The 23,664-nt window shown below is 36.1% G+C and carries 22 protein-coding genes and 1 pseudogene; 10 read left to right on the top strand and 13 right to left on the bottom strand.

Annotated features, from left to right (window positions below; translation table 11 throughout):
- Window position 1 precedes the first annotated feature (1 nt).
- From NV377_RS15880 to NV377_RS15870, 3 genes are read right to left on the bottom strand one after another with little or no spacing between them, the layout of a single operon-like run.
- On the bottom strand, window positions 2–916 hold the full coding sequence (locus tag NV377_RS15880) for a metal ABC transporter permease (RefSeq protein WP_258201766.1): 915 nt from the start codon (window positions 914–916) through the stop codon (window positions 2–4).
- Window positions 913–1,650, bottom strand: coding sequence for a metal ABC transporter ATP-binding protein (locus NV377_RS15875; protein ID WP_258201765.1), 738 nt, complete (start codon window positions 1,648–1,650; stop codon window positions 913–915). Before NV377_RS15875 ends, NV377_RS15880 begins: the two co-directional genes overlap by 4 nt.
- A gap of 1 nt (window position 1,651) precedes the next feature.
- Window positions 1,652–2,575 carry a metal ABC transporter solute-binding protein, Zn/Mn family gene (locus NV377_RS15870; protein ID WP_373425826.1) on the bottom strand — a complete coding sequence of 308 codons (924 nt, stop codon included), beginning with the start codon at window positions 2,573–2,575 and terminating at the stop codon, window positions 1,652–1,654.
- A 529-nt stretch (window positions 2,576–3,104) separates the two neighbouring features.
- Here NV377_RS15870 and NV377_RS15865 point away from each other — a divergent pair.
- Window positions 3,105–3,929 carry a helix-turn-helix domain-containing protein gene (locus tag NV377_RS15865; protein ID WP_258201764.1) on the top strand — a complete coding sequence of 275 codons (825 nt, stop codon included), beginning with the start codon at window positions 3,105–3,107 and terminating at the stop codon, window positions 3,927–3,929.
- A gap of 63 nt (window positions 3,930–3,992) precedes the next feature.
- Here NV377_RS15865 and NV377_RS15860 read toward each other — a convergent pair whose 3' ends face one another.
- Both NV377_RS15860 and NV377_RS15855 read right to left on the bottom strand, forming a co-directional pair.
- Window positions 3,993–4,679, bottom strand: a complete 687-nt coding sequence (locus NV377_RS15860) for a sensor histidine kinase (RefSeq protein ID WP_258201763.1) — start codon at window positions 4,677–4,679, stop codon at window positions 3,993–3,995.
- Between the two features lie 140 nt (window positions 4,680–4,819).
- On the bottom strand, window positions 4,820–5,236 hold the full coding sequence (locus NV377_RS15855) for a chemotaxis protein CheW (RefSeq protein WP_258201762.1): 417 nt from the start codon (window positions 5,234–5,236) through the stop codon (window positions 4,820–4,822).
- Window positions 5,237–5,620: 384 nt separating this feature from the next.
- On the opposite strand from NV377_RS15855, the gene NV377_RS15850 reads away from it, so the two are divergent.
- Together NV377_RS15850 and NV377_RS15845 are read left to right on the top strand one after the other, a co-directional pair.
- The gene (locus NV377_RS15850) at window positions 5,621–5,932 is read left to right on the top strand and encodes a YbjQ family protein (RefSeq protein ID WP_258201761.1); all 312 of its coding nucleotides are present in this window, start codon (window positions 5,621–5,623) and stop codon (window positions 5,930–5,932) included.
- 456 nt (window positions 5,933–6,388) lie between these two features.
- Window positions 6,389–7,918, top strand: a pseudogene (locus NV377_RS15845) (catalase); the annotation flags it as partial.
- A 117-nt stretch (window positions 7,919–8,035) separates the two neighbouring features.
- Here NV377_RS15845 and NV377_RS15840 read toward each other — a convergent pair.
- Window positions 8,036–8,158: a hypothetical protein gene (locus NV377_RS15840; RefSeq protein ID WP_258201759.1), complete on the bottom strand. Its 123-nt coding sequence runs from the start codon at window positions 8,156–8,158 to the stop codon at window positions 8,036–8,038.
- A gap of 106 nt (window positions 8,159–8,264) precedes the next feature.
- Window positions 8,265–10,262, bottom strand: a complete 1,998-nt coding sequence (locus NV377_RS15835; protein WP_258201758.1) for a site-specific DNA-methyltransferase — start codon at window positions 10,260–10,262, stop codon at window positions 8,265–8,267.
- A gap of 265 nt (window positions 10,263–10,527) precedes the next feature.
- Between NV377_RS15835 and NV377_RS15830 the strand changes: the two genes are divergently transcribed.
- The gene (locus NV377_RS15830) at window positions 10,528–11,487 is read left to right on the top strand and encodes an SDR family NAD(P)-dependent oxidoreductase (protein WP_258201757.1); all 960 of its coding nucleotides are present in this window, start codon (window positions 10,528–10,530) and stop codon (window positions 11,485–11,487) included.
- A 95-nt stretch (window positions 11,488–11,582) separates the two neighbouring features.
- Here NV377_RS15830 and NV377_RS15825 read toward each other — a convergent pair whose 3' ends face one another.
- Together NV377_RS15825 and NV377_RS15820 are read right to left on the bottom strand one after the other, a co-directional pair.
- Complete coding sequence (locus NV377_RS15825) at window positions 11,583–13,205, bottom strand: glycoside hydrolase family 9 protein (RefSeq protein ID WP_258201756.1); 1,623 nt, start codon at window positions 13,203–13,205, stop codon at window positions 11,583–11,585.
- 349 nt (window positions 13,206–13,554) lie between these two features.
- Window positions 13,555–14,730, bottom strand: a complete 1,176-nt coding sequence (locus tag NV377_RS15820; RefSeq protein WP_258201755.1) for a YhgE/Pip domain-containing protein — start codon at window positions 14,728–14,730, stop codon at window positions 13,555–13,557.
- A gap of 285 nt (window positions 14,731–15,015) precedes the next feature.
- On the opposite strand from NV377_RS15820, the gene NV377_RS15815 reads away from it, so the two are divergent.
- Together NV377_RS15815 and NV377_RS15810 are read left to right on the top strand one after the other, a co-directional pair.
- Entirely contained in the window at window positions 15,016–15,639 is a 624-nt protein-coding gene (locus NV377_RS15815; protein ID WP_258201754.1) for a TetR/AcrR family transcriptional regulator, read from the top strand.
- A gap of 177 nt (window positions 15,640–15,816) precedes the next feature.
- The gene (locus NV377_RS15810) at window positions 15,817–16,734 is read left to right on the top strand and encodes an aldo/keto reductase (protein WP_258201753.1); all 918 of its coding nucleotides are present in this window, start codon (window positions 15,817–15,819) and stop codon (window positions 16,732–16,734) included.
- A 170-nt stretch (window positions 16,735–16,904) separates the two neighbouring features.
- Here the strand turns inward: NV377_RS15810 and NV377_RS15805 are convergent, their stop codons facing one another.
- Window positions 16,905–17,783, bottom strand: a complete 879-nt coding sequence (locus NV377_RS15805; RefSeq protein WP_258201752.1) for a LysR family transcriptional regulator — start codon at window positions 17,781–17,783, stop codon at window positions 16,905–16,907.
- Window positions 17,784–17,896: 113 nt separating this feature from the next.
- On the opposite strand from NV377_RS15805, the gene NV377_RS15800 reads away from it, so the two are divergent.
- Window positions 17,897–19,282 (top strand): MFS transporter, encoded by a 1,386-nt coding sequence (locus NV377_RS15800; protein WP_258201751.1) that lies wholly within the window; start codon window positions 17,897–17,899, stop codon window positions 19,280–19,282.
- A gap of 51 nt (window positions 19,283–19,333) precedes the next feature.
- Here the strand turns inward: NV377_RS15800 and NV377_RS15795 are convergent, their stop codons facing one another.
- On the bottom strand, window positions 19,334–19,630 hold the full coding sequence (locus NV377_RS15795) for a DUF3889 domain-containing protein (RefSeq protein WP_258201750.1): 297 nt from the start codon (window positions 19,628–19,630) through the stop codon (window positions 19,334–19,336).
- Window positions 19,631–19,900: 270 nt separating this feature from the next.
- Here NV377_RS15795 and NV377_RS15790 point away from each other — a divergent pair, with 270 nt between their 5' ends.
- Together NV377_RS15790 and NV377_RS15785 are read left to right on the top strand one after the other, a co-directional pair.
- On the top strand, window positions 19,901–20,650 hold the full coding sequence (locus NV377_RS15790; protein WP_258201749.1) for a hypothetical protein: 750 nt from the start codon (window positions 19,901–19,903) through the stop codon (window positions 20,648–20,650).
- A gap of 47 nt (window positions 20,651–20,697) precedes the next feature.
- Window positions 20,698–21,936 (top strand): polysaccharide deacetylase family protein, encoded by a 1,239-nt coding sequence (locus NV377_RS15785; protein ID WP_258201748.1) that lies wholly within the window; start codon window positions 20,698–20,700, stop codon window positions 21,934–21,936.
- A gap of 91 nt (window positions 21,937–22,027) precedes the next feature.
- On the opposite strand, the gene NV377_RS15780 is transcribed toward NV377_RS15785, so the two are convergent.
- The gene (locus NV377_RS15780; protein WP_258201747.1) at window positions 22,028–22,801 is read right to left on the bottom strand and encodes a helix-turn-helix transcriptional regulator; all 774 of its coding nucleotides are present in this window, start codon (window positions 22,799–22,801) and stop codon (window positions 22,028–22,030) included.
- Window positions 22,802–22,826: 25 nt separating this feature from the next.
- Window positions 22,827–23,402: a LysE family translocator gene (locus tag NV377_RS15775; RefSeq protein WP_258201746.1), complete on the bottom strand. Its 576-nt coding sequence runs from the start codon at window positions 23,400–23,402 to the stop codon at window positions 22,827–22,829.
- A gap of 94 nt (window positions 23,403–23,496) precedes the next feature.
- Here NV377_RS15775 and NV377_RS15770 point away from each other — a divergent pair, with 94 nt between their 5' ends.
- Window positions 23,497–23,658, top strand: a complete 162-nt coding sequence (locus NV377_RS15770) for a hypothetical protein (protein ID WP_258201745.1) — start codon at window positions 23,497–23,499, stop codon at window positions 23,656–23,658.
- Window positions 23,659–23,664: the final 6 nt, after the last annotated feature.

Genomic DNA, 23,664 nt, shown 5'->3' with positions numbered 1-23,664 from the left:
CTTATTGTCCCCTTTCTATGACCCGCTGCTTCGCCGCTATAGTCAATTGCTTACGCTGCTGTTGACGTTGAATATATACCATGAGTAATCCTTTACTCGTACCGAATGTTAATGAAATTATAAAAATGCTCGATGCTGCAATTACGATAAATGGACCTGTCGGCCAGCCTGAGCCAAGCGTACTAACAAATGTTCCAAGCACCCCTGAAAGACCACCAATAGCAGCTGACAAAATGAGAACTAAGCGAAAAGATTGCGTCCAATATCTTGCACTAACTGCAGGAATAATTAGTAATGCTGCCATAAGAATAACACCAACCGCTTGAATACCAATGACGATGACTAGCACCAATACAGCTGTGTAGATCGCATTCATCCAGCGAATCGACAGACCAAGCCCTTGTGCAAATGCACTATCAAATAGAAATAGCTTCCATTCCTTATACAGTAATCCAACGATACAAATAACGATTACAGCTAATACACATAGCCATTTCACATCATTAGATACCATTGAAGCTGCCTGCCCAAATATGAAATTATCCAGTCCACTTTGCCCACCACCTGGCATTCTATTCACATAGGTAAGTAGCATAATTCCGAGTCCAAAAAATACTGAAAGAATAATACCCATTGCTGCATCTTCTTTCACCCGCGTAGAGGAAGTAATCCAACTGATTAACCATGCTCCTAATAGTGCACTAATCGCTGCTCCTATTAGCATGAGTGGCATGTTTTTACTGCCAGCAACTAAAAAACCAAAGATGACACCTGGTAAAGCTGCATGAGATAATGTATCACTCATTAAACTTTGACGCTTCCAGTAAGAGAGCGTTCCGATTAATCCTGAAGCCATCCCCAGTAGCAATGTACTAAGCAACACCCATTGTGCGTTATATGATAAAAATCCGATCATCTCACTCGCTCTCCCATCCAGCGTAGCGTACCGCCATAGGTAGCATAGAGATGGTCATTAGTAAATACTTTATCAGTTGCCCCATGTGCAATAACTGTTCTATTAAGTAACAACACATGATCAAAATAATCCTCTACCGTCTGCAGATCATGATGGACGACCATAACAGTACGACCACGACTTTTTAATTGTTGTAATGTATCCATAATGACACGTTCCGTTGCAGCATCAACACCTGCCAATGGTTCATCAAGAAAATAAATATCAGCGTCCTGTACCAATGCTCTAGCTAGAAATACACGCTGTTGTTGTCCTCCTGACAGTTGACTAATTTGCCGATTACTATAATCTGCCATACCCATCTCAGACAAAGCTTGCATGGCTAGTTCACGATGTTTTTTCTGTGGCCATTTGAACCATCCAACAGTTCCGTATAGTCCCATTAGTACCACATCAAGTGCATTCGTTGGAAAATCCCAGTCAACAGATCCTCGTTGCGGCACGTAACCGATATGTTTCTTCGCTTTGCTATAAGGCATTTCCATAAAGGAGACATCTCCTGTTAAACGTGGATGTAGATTAAGCATTACTTTAATTAATGTTGATTTCCCGGCCCCATTAGGACCGACAATACTTGTTAGAGTTCCTGCTTCCACTTGAAAATCTACTTCTTGAAGAACTTGATTTTTACGATAGGCTGCGGATAAATTGTTAACATTTATTACAGGTAACATATTACTCACCCTTCCCCATTAATGCCTCATAAATTGTTGTTACATTATGTTCATACATGCCAATATACGTGCCTTCATCGGTGCCCTCTGCACCCATCGCATCGGAATATAACGATCCGCCTAATTGAACATCGATGCCATTTTTTTGAGCTCCTTCAATTACTGCTTGAATCGATGCTGGATTAATACTACTTTCGATAAATACTGCTGGAACTTTATGTTCCATTAAAATATCAATCGTTTCTTCGATATCAGTAAGTCCGATTTCGGCTTCCGTACTTAATCCTTGTAAACCAATAACTTTAATATCATTCATTCTGCCAAAATATCCAAACGCATCATGTGCTGTTACTAATATTCGTTGATCTTGTGGAATCTCACTAAGTTTCGATACACTCTTCTGTTTCAGACTATCTAGTTTGGCAAAGTACTGCTCCTTATTAGCAAGGAAATCTTCCTTATACTGTGGTTTCATCTCAATTAGTTGATCTGTCGCAGCCGTTAGTGCTTGCTTCCATAGATCAATATCAAACCAAATATGGGGGTCAATTGCTCCTTTTATATCTCGCAGCAACTCATCTTCTGCAATGCTTTCTCCGATTGCAACAACTGGTTTGGCCTTACTCATTTGGTCAAATACTTTGATCATATTCGCTTCAAGATGTAGACCACTATAAAAAATCACATCACCTTTATCTAATTTCGAAATATCTCCTGTTGTTGCTTGGTAAAGATGGGGATCAACACCTGAGCCCATTAGACTCGTTACTTTAACATGTTCAGCGCCGATTTCTGATATCGGATTAGCTATTTGAGCTATCGTCGTCACAACATGAATGACATCACTATCTTCTTCTGTATTCAAGGATTGATTGGAACAAGCCATCGTCCCCCAACTTAAAAGTAACACCATACCTACCAGCATCAATCGTTGAATTGCCGCTCTTTGTAATTTCAAAATATTCCCTCCTAAACTTTTTGTAGCTTCACGAAATACTACTCACTGGTTTTTTTATAGTATACGCCGAATCTTTCCTTTGTGCAACTTTATTCACTATGAGCAAAACTTATGTCTGTACACAAAACTTATAGTGTTTTGCAATAGTTATAGTCTGGGGCAAATTAATAATGAAATAATTACTCATTATGTTGTATTAAGCACTACATTCATCAGACTTTACATTCTACTTAGTATTCATATCGTCTTTTGTCCATGCTATGTTTCTCTTAATGATTGTAATAACGCTATTCTTATAGGTATTTTTTCGCGAGCATTATAAACATTTTAGCTAAATTGTATTTTTGTCCATGTACAGCTAGTCATTCATTTGATAAAATTTAATTGATACTGATAATTATTATCATTTGTATACTTAACCTCAATAATCTCAATAGTTCTTTATATACGGCTTTATTTATGCAATCCCAATGAAGAAATGAAAGGAAATACAATTATGGAATATCCAATACCTCGAATAATAGAATATTTTTCTGAAGCCTCTATTCAGTTTGTAGATATTATGAAACATACAATCTCATCCTATCAATCGTTCACTGGATATACCTCGTCTGACTGTAGTGAATTAATTATTACACTTGCAGGATGTGCAGCCGTAATCATTAATGGTACATATTATGATGTAAAACCAGGTACGTTGTTGCATACTGGTGCTAATATAAAGTTAGACCTTGTAGTGAAAGAAGACGAGCCATGGAACTATGCCGTATTACAGTATCGTATTAACCAAGAAGATGAAATGTCTTATCCGATGTATAAAGAGCAATTTTTAATTCCATCACGTCTTAATGAATCCATTACTCAATATATAGATGATCTTACTGAACGATATATATCTCCTAATCCTTTAACAAACATTCAAGCAAAAGTTTTGTTTTTTAAGTTAATCGAAACGCTATTAATCTCCATTCAGCAATGTACACAAAGCAAAAAATCTGAACTTATGCTTCAAGCAGTTCAGTATATGCATTTACGTTACAATAGGCCACTATCTGTTACACATATCTCACAATACATTGGTGTAGAACGTAGAAGATTTGCGTATCTATTCGAACGATATACAGGTATGACGCCTAATCACTATCTAACATCATTTCGCATGAAACGTTCTCGAGAGCTACTTCGTGCACATCATTACAGCGTTGCTGAGGTCGCGGAATTAGTTGGTTATCATGATAGCTTCTACTTTAGTCGCGTTTTCAAAAAATATAACGGTGTTTCACCATCAGATTATCGTAGAAAATTAAATATCTCTTCGTAGCTTCTAGCGATAATATAAAAAAGCTAGCCTTATTAAGTCAAGGCTAGCTTTTGCTATAAAGGTTCACTTAATATAAATTGAATTTGGAATGTGGATGATGACCTTTACACCTTGATTCAATTCACTCTCTATAGATAGTTTTCCACCTAGTATCTCTGTTCGATAATATAATCCACTCAGCCCCATATGTTGCACCCGCTTCTTCATAAACTCTTGGGTCATTTCCATACCAATTCCATTATCATAATATTCAAGATCTATATTCTCATGATAGATATTAAGATTTAATGTTAGTTCCGTAGCTTCAGAATGTTTCATAGCATTACGCAATAGCTCCTGAATGATACGATATAGATGATTTTCAATTTCTTGAGTACAACTGATATTAGCACTAATATGAGAGTTAACTTCAATGTTTGATTGTAAGTGAACACCATCAATAAGCCTTATAATGGAAGCCTCAAAATTCTCACCAAGTAGTGCTGGTGATCTTAACTGCGAACAATATTGTCGTATACTATAAATAATATGTTGCTGTTGTTCATATAACTTTGCAAATTGATCTATAATATTTTCACTTTTTAAAGTAGCATAATCTTTCATTAGTCGTTCCAATGCTCTAGCCATCATAATTTGTTCTTGTAAAACGGTATCGTGTAACTCTTGTGTATACAATATTTTTTCTTGTTCATGCCATCGAAATATTTCTCTATCTGAAAATAAACTTTCATTATTGTACGATTTTTCCATTAGTGTTCTCCTGTCATTCATATATTTTTACTACTATTCGTTTTGCGCTTTCGCATTCCTTTACATACGAATATAGGCAAGGAGTGAAGCAATATGTCTATTGCATCACTCCTTGCCTATATTAATAAACAATGAAAATTTTATATTATCTGTCCGATTTTAATAATAGCCACTAATCCATCTTCTGCAATACCTATACCAACAAAGGTACTCCCATTCATATGACCCACTTTATCAGGAGGAGGTTGGATGTTAGAAAAAGAGGCTACTCTTTGTACGGCATCGACTATTATTCCAACTAGACTGTTATTATGATTAATGAATATGATACGAGTATCTTTTGTTGGCTCAATTTCTTGGTAATGAAATAGTTTACGCAAACTAACGACAGGTACAATTTGACCACGTAAATTAATAACACCTTTGACATATGGCATAGTATGAGGAAATTGTTTTATCGCTTGCATCTTAATAATTTCTTGGACATCTTCTATATGAAAGGCGTATCGTCCCTGTTCCATTTCAAATTCAATATACTGTTTAATCTCTAATGACATGTATTCACCCACCTAACAATATTTTCAGTTCTCGCAAGTCAATGATTACTACAATAGTAGTTATTTCTATTTATATGAATCTATTAAACTATCGGTGATAGCTATAGAGAACAAATATTTTTCCGTAATTTTTAGTGGAATAAATATTACATAGTTGGACTACGATAAGATGTAGGAAACCATTTACCGCACTACACGTACTAGACTTACATACTATTCGTAGAACAATCTAGACTGTTAATGACATTGCTTTCGGAGTACCTTTTTGTTTACATAAGAAGTATCTCATGAAGCTACAAAAAGTTTAGCTTATGCTTCCGTTGGTACTTTTTGTTTACGTAAGAAGTATTTTGTGAAGCTACAAAAAGTTTAGGAGGATTTAATATGATTATTACTACTACATCAACTATTGAAGGTCATCCGGTGAGACAATATTTAGGGCTTACTACTGGCGAGGTTATTATGGGTGCCAACGTTGTACGTGATTTTCTAGCTTCAATTACTGATATTGTCGGAGGTCGTTCTGGTGCTTATGAAAGTAAGCTACAGGAAGCTAGAGATGCTGCTATGTCTGAAATGCAAGAAAAAGCGCATCGATTGGGTGCAAATGCTATTATCGGGGTAGATATTGATTATGAAGTTATTCGTGATGGTATGTTAATGGTGGCGGTAAGCGGTACTGCTGTTATCATTTAATACACTGACCGTCAAAGAAGAGATGAGGCTAGCCGATATTTACTCGGTCAGCTTCATCTCTTCTTTGTCATTGCTCATAATAATGTTAGAACATGCTGCAATTACGTTGTTTCCAATACAAATATAGTAGTTTTCTATGAATCATCTTTAAAAATACGGTTACAGATGTTGTGCACGATGTATTGCGAAGTTTAGATGTACAATACCCCTGGGATCACCAACTTGGTACAAGAGAAGTACCGATCAAAATAATATAGGTTGTTCAAAAAGCATCTTAATTACAATAGAATTTCAATTGTTATACATATTTCGCCCTCCTATGGAAATACTTAACTATATTACAACAATAATCATGTTACTTCCGATATACGTTTCAACTCTATAACAATATTTCGAGAAGTTAATGAGAAGTTTAGGGAGGCTGCTACTATGAGTGATCAACAACAATCTAATGACCAAACCTTAACGAATCGGCAAGGTCATCCTGTTACGAACAATCAAAGCGTTAGGACCGTTGGAAATCGCGGACCAATGACTATGGAAAATTACGATTTCCTTGAAAAAGTAAGTCACTTTGACCGAGAACGTATACCTGAGCGTGTTGTTCATGCACGCGGTGCTGGAGCACATGGCTATTTCCAGTCTTACGGAACGGTAGATGGTAAACCTATCTCTACATATACGCGTGCAAAAGTATTTACGAATACGGAAGTACAAACGCCTGTTTTTGTCCGTTTCTCTACTGTTGTTCACGGTGGACAATCACCTGAGACATTACGTGATCCTCGTGGCTTCGCAGTGAAATTTTACACTGAGGATGGCAACTGGGATCTTGTCGGTAACAATTTGAAAATTTTCTTTATTCGTGATCCACTCAAGTTCCCTGATATGGTTCATGCTTTCAAACCAGATCCAGTTACGAACACTAATGATATGGAAAGAATGTTTGATTTTCTTTGTCAGACTCCTGAATCAACACATATGTTCACATTCCTCTTCTCTCCTTGGGGAATACCTGCTAATTATCGCCAAATGCAAGGTTCGGGTGTTCATGCATATCGCTGGGTAAATGCAGAAGGAAAAGCGGTACTCGTGAAATATCATTGGGAACCCGTGCAAGGAATTCGTAATCTAACGCAAAAAGAAGCAGATGAGATTCAAAAGCTAAGCTATGATCATGCTACACGTGACTTATATCAAGCAATTGAAGAAGGTAATTATCCAGAGTGGGAATTATTTGTACAAATTCTTGAAGATCATGATCATCCAGAGTTTGACTTTGATCCACTCGATCCAACAAAACTATGGTATAAGGATCAAGTTCCTTGGCATAAAGTTGGGAAAATGGTTTTGAATCGTAATCCAGAAAATTACTTTGCTGAAGTTGAACAAGTAGCATTTGGTACAGGGGTTCTTGTGGATGGATTAGATTTCTCTGACGACAAACTACTACAGGGAAGAACGTTCTCTTACTCAGATACACAACGTCATCGAGTAGGCGCCAATTATTTGCAAGTACCAATCAATAAACCGAACAAAGCGGTGGCGACCAATCAAGAAGCAGGACAGATGGATGTCCGTCAAAACTTTGGGCAATATAAAAATCCACATGTAAACTACGAGCCATCTCTCTTGGGTGGATTGAAGGAAGCTACCAATGCGGGTAAAGAACATACACCATTTATCGAAGGACATCTCGTTCGCGAAAAAATTGATCGTGAGAACAATTTTGGACAAGCAGGTGAAACTTATCGTCGGTTAAGCGACTGGGAAAAAGATGAGCTTATCTCAAATCTCGTCGGTATTCTTGTGCAATGTCGCAAAGAAATTCAAGATCTATTGATCCATAATATTACCCAAAGTGATGCTGATTATGGCCGCCGCGTAGCTGACGGTGTCAAATCAGAAATGAGTAAACAAACATCCAAAGAAGATCAAGCGGTTAAAGCTGCCGAGCAGTATAGCCAATCCTCTGATCCATATTAATAGCAATAAGAGCCGTACCACTTGTCAGATTCACTCATGACAAATGGCACGGCTCTTTTACATACTTCTGTGTTAAATCTTTGTTTACTTCTTTGTTCTTTGCTCTTTATTCTATAATCATTTACTTTGACTTCTTCGGTTAGTTTTAAGATTTCTGTTGCTCTTAACAGATTGACGACGTTTCGCAGTCCATTTCTGACCTGCTAATTCTGCAATAATTACTCCTGCCAATAGAAACATAACAAGAAAGCTCCAATGTAAGCCTGTAAATACATAGAAGTATAAAAAACAGCTTATAAAACCAAATACTCCCTGCAAAAAATTAGTTATCCTTCTACCTTCGGACTTATATGTTCTTGCTATGTTTATCGCCTCCTTGGAAAATATCGTTGTCTATTAATGTAGTACTCCATTCACTTTCATAACCGAATATATCATATGCTTTCACGCAAATTGTACGTTGTCCGTATTTTCGAGGTATTGTTATCTTAAGACTCGTTGCTACTCTATAATTAGTTTCTTTCTTATGAACATGTTGTCGATGTTCTCTCCACTGACTGAAAAACAATTGTCCATCGTAGTCACTATCCACACTCCAATATTCGATTAATGCAAGTGGATCCTGCTCCATAATATTATGTAGTTCAGGATAAGCAGATATAGAATAATGAGCAGCTAAACTGCGATAATTCTCTAACTGTAGATGGATATGAAGCCACTCATCATCATATATTTCAATAGTGGGTGAACATAACTTTAATATAGAAACAGGTGAAAATTTTAAGTTCATTGCCTGCAAAACTTTCTGACTACTAATAAAATTATTTGAGTAGTAACGAAGTTGTTCTGGGATTATATACAATTCGATTCCTTCATATCGTCCGGATTCTATCAGCTTGTGATCAAATGACCAACCTAGAATAATAATTTTATTATAGAGTTCTGTACACTGTCTTTTTATCAGTTCTATACTAAGGAGATTTTTGAACTTATTATCTAAATCAACGAAAACGACGGTATTTGTATTAGGAAAACTCCCATAGTAATATCCTTCCAATTGATCAGCGATAGGTTTTGCTCCAAAACTTTGTAATATATAGTAAGCATGTTGTTCCGCATTATAGCTACTCCCTTCTAACACTTGTTCGCGTTCTAGTCTACTTAAAATTTGATAGATAAAAGGCTTTCTGCATATCTGATGTAGTCGCTTCCGAGAGGTCATAATAGCAGACTTTCCAAGATCAGAAGAAATCCATCTGCGACCCAATTTCTCTGCAACTGCCGCTGTCGTACCCGAACCAGAGAAAAAGTCAGCGACTAAGCCATCTCTTGGTGTTGAAGCTTCAATAATTCGTTCAAGAAGTTTCTCTGGCTTCTGTGTTTCATAATGTAAACGTTCATTATTCCGACCATGTGATAGATTTGGTATGTCATTCCATAGTGAACCGATGGCTAATTGAAATTCATCTAAGTAATACTTCTTATATTGTTTTCCACTTGAAGTGGTATAGATTAAATTATTACTTCTCATCTGCTCAATAGATTGTTGCGAATAATCGCCTAACGTAACAATTTTGAACTTTCGTCCATCCTCTTCTGCATAGCGAAATTCCTTCAGCTGAGTATAGGTAAGTTGATCTGTAGGGAGATATGGTTGTTGAAAGTACATCTTATCGCTTTTGGAATAGACATAGATGCTCTCAAGCTCTCTTGACCATTGCTTGGAGACCTTTTTAGCACCCTTTCCAACAGCATCTCGTTGCCAAACAAGCTCATTACGAAATTGATCTCTACCGAAAATCTCATCTAATAGTATTTTCACATAATGACCAACATGCCAATCAATATGCACATAGATTGAGCCTGTTTCACTTAGTAACTCTCTCATCAACATTAATCGCGGACAAATCATACGTAAGTAGCTCACCGTTCCGTCTTTCCATGAATCAGAGTAAGCAATCTGAGTCATAACTGTTGAGTACTCTTTATTTGAACTGGATATCGTATGTTGTGAGCGATAATCCACTCCACTGTCGAATGGTGGATCAATATAGATAAGATCGATTTTCCCTCGTAGTGAAGGCTGACCAGTTGCAGAATGATCTGCCAATAATGCTTGCATAGCTAGCAGATTATCTCCATATATTAATTGGTTTGTCCAATCTTTAGATAACATTATCGTATCATCAATTCTCTTGGTTTTATTAGGACTATGATTAGGTATTATGTATTCACTGTTTCGTAATTCAATATCGCTACTATGGTGTAAATTTTCAAGGATGTAAGTCACTTCACATTGACTCTCAGATATGATATTAGGCAATGCTGAAATTAGATTTATCAACTTATCATCTCCTTCCAAACATAATTTTCAATTTAGCTTATGAGATATCATGTTGAAAATTTGATGACTACAATTGCATAAAGTGATGATGATTCAATATTTTATCCATTTCATTACCTGTCGAATAAATTTTTGTTCATTTTCAGTACAGACAACGATGATACATTCATGGTAATATGTGTTAAATTAATGTGAAACTTCTCTATAGAATTTCAATTTATTTACGATGATGCTTACTATGGAACAGATAGATGGGGGTATGTTGATGAGTAGAATCGTTATTATTACTGGTGCTAATTCAGGGATAGGAAAAGCTGCCGCGCAGAAATTCGCCTTAGAAGGTGACCATGTCATTATGGCTTGTAGAAGTATCCAGCGCAGTAGAACTATTCAACAAGCGTTGATTAGAAATACTGGAAATAATGACATTACATTAATGCAACTAGATATCTCATCGTTCGCTTCTATACAGCAATTTGTCCAACAATTCACTGAGAGATTTGAACAGCTCGATCTACTTATTCATAATGCTGCTTATTTGAAGCATGGGGAGCCACGATATTTATTAAGTGAAGATGATATTGAACTGTCATTTGCTACGAATGTTGTTGGCCCCTACCTATTAACACAGCTATTGTTACCGCAACTGGGTAAGGCAAAGCAACCTGCTATTCTACATGCGTGTACAACAAATATTAAACATTTCTTCGATCCGAAACGACAGATTGAATTTGATAATATGCGTGGTGAATATGCTAACCAAAGAATTTTTAATAGTTACAAATTATATGGAGATTCAAAAATGGCGTTATTTCTATTAACCATTAAACTCGCAGAACAAGTGAAAGAACAACGAATTAGAGTAAATGCACTGCAAATTAATCGAGTCAAGCTATCTCCTGAAACAATAGCAAATCTAAGTGCTCGCTATCGTATTCTCGCTAGGTTACAAAATCCTACCTCTCAACCACCTAGTAGTATGGCTGACCTGTATTATGATATCTGTACTTCTACTAATTATAGAGACATCAATGGATCATTAATTAACCATCGTGGAATCGTGATGAAAGCTGCAACAAGTGAAAAACCTCATCCTTTTCAACTTATACGATATCTTACTAGCGATCAATACTATCCCGCTTATGCGACCAACCGTACATATTTGGATCAAGTCTGGGATTTCTGCGAGCAGGCGACGGACACCATATTATCTAAACAGATTTAATTAATCAACTACAATAAACAGCCTGTCAAAAGCATTGATGATTCTATAATCATCTCTTTTGGCAGGCTGTTTGTTATGTCATGTAGGTAGAGATATTATACAAAATGAGATAGTACAAACACAGCTGGTGAGTTCCAATAGATTGTAATTTCATTAGTAGCATAGCTCTCGATATGATCAATAAATGCTGCCGCTGGAGCCGCGCCTTGTAATTGTGTGGTGGCAATCTCATCTTGTAAATTTTTGTTCGGTCCACCAGATAACATACCAGGAATGGGATCAACAATGCCATCGCCAATCGATGGTCGATGATGTGGATTCATCATAGGTTTAGAACCATATCCTGTGACATAGCTAGTGCCCATTACATTTGCACCAAATATATAATGCACATGCTGTGTAACAATATCAACATATTCCGAAGTAGAAAATAATCTATCTGCAATTAGAAGTAACATAGCATTATTCATTACATTCATATTACTACCCCATACATAATGTTGGGGTAACATGGAGATCCCGTAACCATCCTGCTTACTTATCTCTACTAACTGTGCAGCTCTTAGCTGTAATCCATCGCGAAGTAAGGTAACAACAGCTTCATCTTGATCATGTTCCGTAAGCAAATAGCAAATCGTACCATATCCTCCCATATCAACCCAACCAAGTTGATAGTGATCAAAATCTTGCTCTCTAACGAAATCTAGAAAAGCTTCATGGTACTTTTCTTCTCCAGTCGTACGATATAATTCAGCAGCCGCCCAATAACGTTCATCTCGATCTACTGGATCTCCATATTCCCCCGTCCCAACATCAATAGGATTATGAAAATCAGGATAACTTGGATGCTCTTCAAGCCATGTCCAGGCAATCTTCGCTTGTTGCAAGCAATATGAAGCATAGTCTTCATCTAACGGTTGATAAATACGTGCCGCTAATGCTAATGTCGCTGCAAAACTCGCTGTCGCTGTAGCTGATATAGGTGAAGCAAATAATGGAGCAAGATCATCCTCTGGCATCATATCGATCGGTGGAAACTGTAGTGTTGTTAACTTGTGATAAACACCGCCTGATAATTGATCCTGCATTCGTAACATCCAATCAAGTTCTACTTTACATTCATGTAGAACGTCAGCCATATGTTCATTACTTTCTGGTAATGGAATTTGCGCCGTAAATGCTTGTGGATACCACTCATAGGCTAGTAATAAATCAGCTACTGCTTTTCCTGCTGCAACAATGTATTTACCATAGTCGCCCGCATCATGCCAACCACCACTTCCATCGAACTGCTGCTCTGGGGCTCCATGTATATGTACAAGAGATATATGGCATGTACCATGTTTCCATACTCCTGCATATTGTTCCTCTAATTCAACCCCACAACGCAAATAGTAAAATGCTTTCAGTAAAGCACGATGCACATCATGATACACATCATTGCCAATAATAAATGGGTAAGATTTAACTTCTTGCTCAAGCTCAATATAATAGGTTCCAGGTAACTGGCATGATGAGAACTCTGCAGTACTTACTACCATTCCTGATGCATCGTCATACTTAGCATCTGTCGTGGTACCTTGAAATATCTTCTCATTACTATATAAATCTACTACGTAGAAAACTCCTTCATGCTCTGTTATTATTGCTTTCTTGCTATCTGTTTCTCGATATCCTAACTGATTAATTGCGATAGTAGAATGTAATGATGAAGTCATATCATGTCCTCCTAGAACGGTTTATTGACTACTTGACTTGAAAAGATCAACGGAGCTTAAGCCAACACTTCAAAAACTGAAAGGTAATATCATCTGCCCTTTTGTCTTAATTCCAAACTATGAACACGGTTTCACAATGAGCTAAATAAAATCATGCCTTTAACAATTTACAAGCAATAGACGCTAGGTGTTACATATTTCCATTGTAGCATACGCAATATTTCTTGCAATCATTTCCATAAAAACAAAAAAAGAAAGAGAAACTCACTTAGCGGAGTACTCTTTCTTGTGATGACGCATTCTTATAACGTATTTCTATTACATTAACTTGTTCATTATGTGATCATAGTTACATCATAACCTGTTTCACATTATTTTTACGCTCTACAATAACACTAGAAGTTATTAATAATACCAGTGAAACGACCGCAATCGTTATTATTGTTATTGCTGTATTCGTATTAAACTGTAGCCCGCCAAAATAAAGTACTTCTCGAATACTGGATGTAGCAATTCTAAGTGGAGTCCAGTTATACAGATAGGTTACCGTCGTATCAGATAGAAACTGAGGAGCGAGATTCATGACTGGCATTGAGAAGAACATTAGCAGTACAAGTAACCCCATTGCCGGCAAACCAATCCAATTTAACAAAGCTGACTGCATATAGAAGAAGCTATATGATACAATCGTTAACCAAACCCATGTTTCTACTGATGATACAAGCTCCATACCGTACCAAGAAGAAGCCATCCATATCATCAAAGCCGAAGATACTATAGGTAAAATTAGTCCGATTGTTGCTTGCTCCACTCGATTCTTCAAGGGATGAATAATCGTAGTGTTAAATTTTCTTAGCAAGAAAAATAGTGCTGCTGCGGTTATTAAGTTACTAATCCAAAGCATTTGTGTCAACAATCCAGGCGCATTACCCATAGCTTGGCGCTCGCCAATCGGATGAACAATTTGTTCTTTCAACTCAATTGGTGAGATCAACTCTGTTGCAATAGTGGCTGGAATTACACCTCCATTTTGCTTACTTACCTGATCTAGTAATTTTTGTGATAGCTGTCCATTCATCACGACTATGACATTGTTCATTACTTGCTTAATAACGCTTGTAGCCTGCGAATTCATTCCTTCATTGTAAAATGCTTTCATAACAGCTTGTTGAGGAGTAGGTGTTGCTAAAGATAGTAGATTAGCACTTAACTCCTTGGGCAATACAATTGCTCCATACACTTCTTGATTATCGAATTGAAGCTGTAGTTCCTCTTCGGAAGTCATGTGCTGCCACTTGAAAGGTAATTGAGCATTGGCTTGCAATTGCTCTGCTATCGTAGTTCCAGCATTATAGTTACTACCATCTGGCATAGTTACGCCTTCATCAAGAACAATTAGTGCAACAGGAAGCTGTTGTGGCTTAGCTCCTGCAATGGAACCGAACATTGCTACCCCGAAAATGATCGTAACGACAAGAACAGCTACAGTTACGATAGTATACCCTTTATACTTACTAATCTTCATAGTGTTTCACCCCTTATTTTAATCAACATCGTGTTGAATAATGATTATGTTGTCAATTATAATAAGAGATAGTCACAATCACAATAATCAAAGTTTTACTAACTGTTAAGTAATCAACAGTGGACAGTTTTACTGTTCATTAAAATGGTTCAATGCAGTGATGTGGGCGGACGAAATTAGTATATATTAATAATGCTGTAGCACCTGCTATAGAACAACAGCTCAAACTACTCTCAGCACATTAGGATAAACTACATCTATCATTTAACTATAAGGAGTGAACAAATGACTATTAAATATGATCGGAGACAGGTGAAAACGAAGCAGCAGTTGTTGCAAGCACTACTTACTTGTATAGAGCAAAAAGGTCTGGATCATGTAACTGTAACTGATATTGCTAATGCAGCAGATTTAAATCGTGGTACATTTTATCTACACTACCAAGATGTTCGTCATATGGTGCAACAGATTATGAATGAGAAGATTAATCTGTTATCAGATCTTATCTCGCAAGTTGATCCTTATGAGCATAGTCAATATGCTGAACAAGATCTTCCTTATCCCAAAATCGTTGTCATACTAGAAGAACTAATTGCGGAGCGCCAATTTTATACGACTATATTAGGGCCTAAAGGTGATCCTTCATATATATTGCATATTAAAAAAATATTAACTGACGTTCTATATAACAAATTCGAGCTACACGTTCCTGGCACAACGTCAGCTCCTGTTCCCAGACATTATTTACTTGCTTATATGACCTCTGCTGCTTTAGGTATGATTCTGTATTGGCTTGAGAATGATCTTCCTGAAACTCCTAGTGAGATTGGGGAGATAATTATGAATATTGCCAATCATGGTCTAATTGTGTCTGCTGGTCTACGAGAAAAACCACAGAGTCAAAAGTAGCAGTACATTCTTAATAGGCTACATTATGTTATATTAATAAAGTGTATAAACAATGCTTATGCCATTGAACATCTACTGAAAAGTATGTAACAATATGTATGTTATGAGTTGTTATCTCGATATTATGACAACTCGGTTAATGCAGTTCTATGGATATCTATTAGGAGGAATGTACCGATGAGAACAATTAAACTTGGAACATCTGCATTAGAAGTACCTGTAATTGCTGTAGGTTGTATGCGAATTAATTCTCTTGATAAAACTCAAGCTGAGCGATTCGTACAAGGATCATTAGAGCTAGGAGCAAATTTCTTTGATCATGCCGATATTTATGGTGGCGGTCAATGTGAAGAAATCTTTGCAGATGCGATACATATGAGCGACGATGTTCGTGAGAAGATCATTCTGCAATCTAAATGTGGTATTCGTAAAGGAATGTTCGATTTCTCAAAAGAACATATTTTAGATTCTGTTGATCAAATATTACAACGTCTTAGAACAGATTACTTAGATGTATTACTATTGCATCGCCCAGATACTTTAGTAGAACCAGATGAAGTTGCTGAAGCTTTCGATAAACTTGAAAGTAGCGGAAAAGTTCGTCACTTCGGAGTTTCTAATCAAACACCCATGCAAATCCAACTTTTGAAAAAATCTGTGAAACAACCACTTGTTGCGAATCAGCTACAACTTAGTATTACGAACGCTTCAATGATTGCTAACGGCTTCAATGTAAATATGGCAAACAGTTCAGCTGTCGATCGTGATGGTGGTATTCTAGACTTCTGTCGTTTGAATGATATTACGATTCAACCTTGGTCACCATTCCAATATGGATTCTTTGAAGGAGTATTCCTTGGCAATGAGAAATTCCCTGAATTGAATCTAAAAATTGATGAAATTGCTGCAAAATATAATGTAAGTAATACAACAATTGCTATTGCTTGGTTGCTTCGTCATCCAGCTAATATGCAACCAGTTACAGGTACAATGAACCTTGAGCGTCTAAGCGATTGTGCTAAAGCAAGCGACATTAAGCTAACACGTGAAGAGTGGTATGCAATCTTCCTAGCAGCAGGTAATATTTTGCCTTAAGTAAATATGAAAAGTATTAGTATATAGAGCAAGAGCGGCATTGTTGGACCATTCGATCATCGGTCCAACAATGTCGCTTTTTATGTTGATATTCTCAGTTCATTGAACGAAAGCTTCATTACTTATAGTTAATAATATCATCGACTAGTTTAACAGCCTGTTTCAATTGTCTATTGTGATATTGATTCAAAATATTCTACAACGACCTCACGGAATTCCAAAGCAGCCTGAGAAATATACCTACTCTTGTGACTTAATAAAGCGATCTCCCGTACCAATTCATGATTCTGTACTTGGAGATACTTGATATGTTCCCGTGAAAATCTCGCCGTGCTTGGTATGAAGGCTATGCCAATTTCCGCTTCCACAAGAGCACTAAGCCTTGCAGGTTCATCCCCCTCATACACATATATAGGTGAAAATCCAGCCGATTGGCAAATAGAGTCTACTAGATCACGAGTCCCGAAGCCTTTCTTTACACCAACAAACCTTTCATCCCTTAATTCTGTCAAAGATATGCTACTTCGATCTGCTAGCCGATGTTCCTTTGGAACGGCTACAAGGATTGGGTCGATAAACACAATCTGACATTCGATATTCTCCCCTGTTAAAGGAGGTGAGGACAAACAATAATCAACCTCTCCTCTATTAAGAAGTGTAACCATTTCCTGCGTAGTAAGCATTTGCACATGAAATTGAATATCTGGCCGCTTTTTTCGAAACTCTCGAAGGATATTAGGCAATGTACTTGCTGTGGTCACTGCTAATTCGAGTGTGCTATGTTCCTGTTTGGACAAATCACTTATCTCCTGCTTCCCCTGTTCCAATTCAAACAAAGCCCTCTCAGCACGGAGAAGGAATTTACTACCGAACTCATTCAATCGTAGCCTCCTTCCACTTCGATCGAAAAGAGGTACCCCTAGATCCTCCTCCAAGCGTTGAATTGTTTTGCTTAGTGACGATTGAGTAACATGTAGATTCCGTGCAGCTTCCGTCATATGTTCCAACCTGGCTACCGCAAGAAAATACTGCAGTTGAAGAAGTTCCATTTCATACCCCCATTTCATTCCTTTGAATCAATGAAATCATAACATGAAATGCGTTGGAATAAATGAATAGTTTCAATTACGATGATATTAATAAACTTCAGGGGGGACCAAAAATGAATGTTCGTAGCAAGTGGTTGATGATTTCCGTTGGTCTTGGGATACTATTGAACCCATTAAATTCTTCAATGGTTTCAATCGCCATTCCCAGGCTTCAAAATGTGTTTAATCTTGATTTTACAGCTGTTTCATGGATCATTTTCTCTTTCTACATTGCAAGTAGCATCGCTCAACCTATTATGGGAAAGGCCAGTGATTTATTCGGACGCAGGAAGGTGTTTCTAACCGGACTAGTTGTATCTTTCATTGCATCATTATTTGCTCCACTATCACCTAACTTCGGTTGGCTCATCATTTTCCGCATTCTGCAAGCGATCGGAACAAGCATGATGGTGGCAGTGGGGATGGCTATTGTTCGAATTCATATTACGGAGAAACAAGCAACGGCGCTATCTATTTTGTCCATATTCTTATCCGGAGCTGCAGCAATTGGTCCTTTTATAGGTGGAGTCATCATTCACTGGTGGAGCTGGCCAGCTATCTTTATTATCAATATTCCACTTGTACTGGTTAGTTTTCTATTATGTTGGAGGAATATTCCTAAGGACGAATCATTAACATTTGTTGCACAAGATATGACCTTACGTAAATGGTTTGATTTGATTGATGTATCAGGTATTTTACTCTTCATAGTAGGATTGGTTGCCCTGCTCCTTGGATTACTCTCAGCAAAAGCATCTGGACATATCTCATTATATAATGTGATTACCTTGTTGATAGGCATCGCTCTGCTGTGGGCATTCGTAAGACATGAATTAAAAGCAAAGTCACCCTTAATTCCGTTGCGGACATTCGCCAAATATCCTGAGATGATTTGGGTTAATGTCGAATTCATGCTCGTCAACGTACTTTATTACTCACTCTTTTTTGGGATCCCGTCCTACTTACAGATCGTTCGTCATGTCAGTGAGTTCCAAACAGGAATCCTCATGCTAAGCCTAGGCTTGTGTTCGCTAGTTACTTCCCCAATAGCAGGAAGGTGGATCGATATATCAGGAGCTCGTCCAGCATTGCTGATATCCGCAATCTTGATGACATTAGGTTCGATTTGGCTCGTGACATTGAATCAAACTACACCGGTAATGAATGTATGCTTTGCGTTGGTGGCATTCGGAATTAGCAACGGGTTGAACAATGTAGGTATGCAAGCTGTCTTGTTCCAAAGTTCTCCAAAAGAGATAATCGGAGTTGCGTCAGGATTATTTAATACATCAAGATACCTAGGAACTATTCTCTCTTCATTGTTGATAGGGATTGTAATGGGAGGTAAATTTAATTTCGAGGGATTTCATTTGCTTGGAATTATTCTCACAGTAATAGCATTATGTTTGGTCTTCATGAGCCGGAGGCGCCGAAAGACAGGGATATTGCAAGATTCGTAGGTTAACCATCTTGAAATTAAACGAAGTATCAATACCTATAGAAATCGTTATCTACTCAGAAAACTGAATCGATTGAATTATTTCAGTTGACGGGTCAAACTGGATCGATACGTAAACCCCAAACTCTATACCTTCCTTGTTTCTAATCCATAGTTTGAATTTCTCTTCAGACTTTTTTGTTGTTAGGTGAGTGCGACTGATGTGCTTATAATCAATAATGTCTGCGCTGTATCGTTTTTGTGTTACCTCTACTGCAACTTTACCCCATTTTGCGTATTCAGGTGTTGCTCCTACTGAAACGGCCGACATAATTAGTAGTGTTAATAGTGATATTATCAATTTTTTCATAATAACCGCCCATCTGGAGAAGTTTTCTGTAATATCTCCTATGTTACCCAGATCTATGCTTAAACAAAACTTACATTATTTTAATAAATCTTTATCTAGGATATAGAGCATAAAGTCCCTTACAGTATTAAATAGTACTTATCATTAAAAATAACGACAATAGTTGACAATATTCGAGCTCGATATACAATAAAATTAGGAATGTAATACAATGCTATACTTTTACAGGGAAGAACCTTACACTTATGCGTTTCAATAGGAGATGATATTTTGGCCAGTGAAATAGAGAAAAAAGGGAAGAATTGGTTTAAGAGTGTCCTATCAAACCAAAATCAATTGGATAAGAATTCTGCAGAAAAGCAAGAACTCATAACTGAATTTGTTTTCGACGAAACTATTAAAACAATGGAAGAGTCTGAGCAAGCAAGCACAGATAGCAATAAACAATTTTTTGCAAAAGATAATCAAGATAAAGTTGTTTTGGATGTAATGGTTTCAATAGAAAACATGCTAAAGGAACGACAACTGCTATTTTATAAAAACAAAGGGCTTGAAGAACAATTAAATGCAACAAATGAAACGATTACTCGTTTTAAACACGATCAAATAAAAAAAGATCAACAACTTCAAGATAAAAACAAGGAAATTCGTGATTTAGAAAATAACCTGACAAATAAACAAATGAGCTATGATCAGCTCCTCGAAGATTATAAGGAATACCAACTTGCATCAAATATGGAATACGAGAAGATTTCAAATCAACTTGAAATAGAAATATCTAAATACAATAAACATTACGAGGAATCCTCAAAAAATCAATATCAGAGCATGTTAAAAGTTAACGAACTTGATGATAGGATTCGAAGCTTAGAAATCGAAAATCAAAAATACTCCGAGCAGTATCAAAAAATTGTTAATGAAAAAGCAGAATTAATGAATACCATTAATGATTTTACCGAGAGAATGTCTTTCTCTTTTTCAACAAAGACTTCCACCTCTAATCCATCACAATCAGAGTAAATTGTTTTGTGAAATAATTGCTTCTGCTACTAGAGAAAGGAACAACGATGTCAGTAAATTACGTAAAATTACTTGAACTAGTAGCTATAGAAAAGAAAAATGAAAAGTCATATTTGCGTATAAAATTAACCTGTGAACAAGAATTTGAATTTTTTTGGAGAATTGACAGCGAAACTGCTAAAAAATTTGAAAACATATTTGAATTCGATGGAAATCATAAATATAGATTATCGTTACATACACTATTAGACACATCCAAAAACCAATTTATTGGTTCACTTACAAAAACATACCGAAATATAAGTGATCGAATATATTTCACTTGTTCAGTAGATTACAAAAACTGTTTAGAATCTATTAAAAACAGCCAAAGTATTACTGACTTAAATAATCTACCATTCATTTCTATGAACCTGCCTGCACTTGATGAAACAAAGATTCCAAAAAAAATTAAGAAAAATGAATTAGTTATTTCAAAACGTTATATTTCTATTTTTAAATGGTTATCTATAATTAGTGTTATATTAGTCATAATATTTGTAACTTCAAATCACGATGTATATAAGACTAAAATCGATGGTACAGTTGCAATTGCTTCCCATTCAGAGATTAGTATTATTCCAGTCAATTTAACACTTGAAAAAAAAAATATTACATCTGCTACTAAATTAGAAAGTGATGATTCTAGTCAATCCAGTTTTCCTTATATAGAAATAGATGATTCCATAACTTACAGCATTGCAGAAGGATATGTTGCTCTTACATTCGATGATGGGCCTTCTAAGTATACAATGGCAATCACCGATATTTTAAAACAATATAAGGTTGGTGGTACTTTTTTCTTCTTAGGAACAAATGCTAAAAAATATCCTGACTCTGTTCGATATGTTCAATTAAATGGGCATTCAATTGGTAGCCATTCCATGAACCATTCTGTCATGACTAAGCTCTCCATTGAAAAACAAGAAGATGAACTATTACAATCTGCTCAGGCAATAGAGGAAATTACAAAGGAAGAAGTAGTCCTCTTCAGACCACCTTATGGAGACTTAAATGAACAAGTAAAAGAAGTAATATATAATAATGAATTCAAAGTAATACTTTGGAATAAGGATTCGGAAGATTGGAAAACCCATGATTCCGATAAAATATTCAATTATGTACGTGACACTGAAGTATCCGGATCCGTCATTATTTTTCATGAATCTCAATCTGTTATTGATGCTTTGCCAAAAATAATCGAGAATTTACAAGAACGGAATTTAAAAATTGTAAATTTACATTAAACTAATTTCAAAATAAACCATAGATCCTCTAGGCGATTATTTATTTCGTTTAAAGGATCTTTATTTTTAGTTGTTTCAGCATAATTCTTCATTATCTATGTGACATATATTCAAATGCTGTTGTTCCATAAACCCTTTTAAAGTGTCTATTTAAATGGGTTAGATCAAAAAAACCACATTCAGTTACAGCAGAATATATATCTCTATTGTTATCCAAAAGTTGCTTTGCACGTTCTATCTTGCAGTTAAGAAAGTATTGGTACGGTGTAATGCCAGTATGAGTACTAAACCATCTGATAAACTGAAATTTCGATAAATTTAGCTCTTTACATATCTCCTCAAGTTTAAGTACATTTTCTAAGTTATTATGAAGCATATCCTTTGCTTTTCTGATTAGCTCGTTATCTTTCTTATAGTCTGCACAAAGGTTATTGTGAATAAGGCTATCTGTGAGCGATAAAAGTAATTCACTACAATATGCCTCATCTTTATCGCTTAATATTGCTTTAGATAGACTTAATATTCTTTGTTCAATTCTATAATCATAAACAATAGGGGTTGAAAACCGCACTATATTCTTCTTCTCAATAACATCTAGAATCAATTGTGGATCAATATATAACATGACATAATCAAGGCCTTCTTCATCATGTGCCCTTCCATCATGCGCCTGTTCTGGATTAAAAAGCATAACACCATTTTGATATGATAATTGTAAACTGCCCTCCAAGTTATACTGTTGAATACCACGCAATGTTACACCTATTGCATACTCTTGGTGAGAGTGCTTTTTATACTTAAAATCAGTAATACTTGCTGACAACGCAGTAATACCTGCCGATTTTTTATAAATAAATTTGTCCACTTCATTCACCTCAAAAATTGCTTACTTACATCCATATCATAATTGCAGCATAAACTAAAAATAATGCCATTATTACATTCACAGTTTTTTTATGATTCTGTAAAAACTTTTTGAAAATTGTACCGAACAGAACCCACATAATAAATGCTAAAAGTCCAATTATAGTTATAATTACAATGCTTATTGTGATCTCAGGTATTGCCGTATAGTAAGGCAAAATAAAACTAGGAATAACAGTCATTGTAAATATTACTACCTTTGGATTTAAAAATTGCATAAAGAAGCCTGACATAAAGGTAGCAGTTTGGTTTATGGTTGGTTCTGATGTATTCATTTTGTAAATTTGATAAGCGAGATATAACATATACATGCTTCCTAATATCTGCATAACAATTAAAATTTTTGGAATTATGGTGATAAGCATCGTATTCATCACAGCTGAAATAACAAGTAATAAACCGATAGCAATTGTTGCTCCATACGTGTATTCCATTGCCTTTTTTGACCCGAAATTATTCACTGTGGATAATATTACGATATTAGTAGGTCCTGGTGTAAAAGTAACAATAAAACAGTATATCAAAAACGATGTAATATTCATGAGAAGAACTCCTTCTAAGCTAATCTCATGTAACTATACATCTTATATTTAAGGGCCTATAGTATATTATTGCAGATATTAAGCTACTACCGCCATGGATTTGAGTGGGAAATATATATATACTGCTTATGATACAAAAGAGGGTGTTAGATCGGATGGTGGCTGGTCTTATGATAACGGAAAAACATGGTATATTGTTACTGGTCGCACTACACCAGAGCAATTAGTAAAGGTTTTACAATCAATGGTAGATTAAACACCA

It is taken from the genome of Paenibacillus endoradicis, from assembly GCF_024721975.1.
This window is presented reverse-complemented; position numbering and strand designations above follow the sequence as displayed.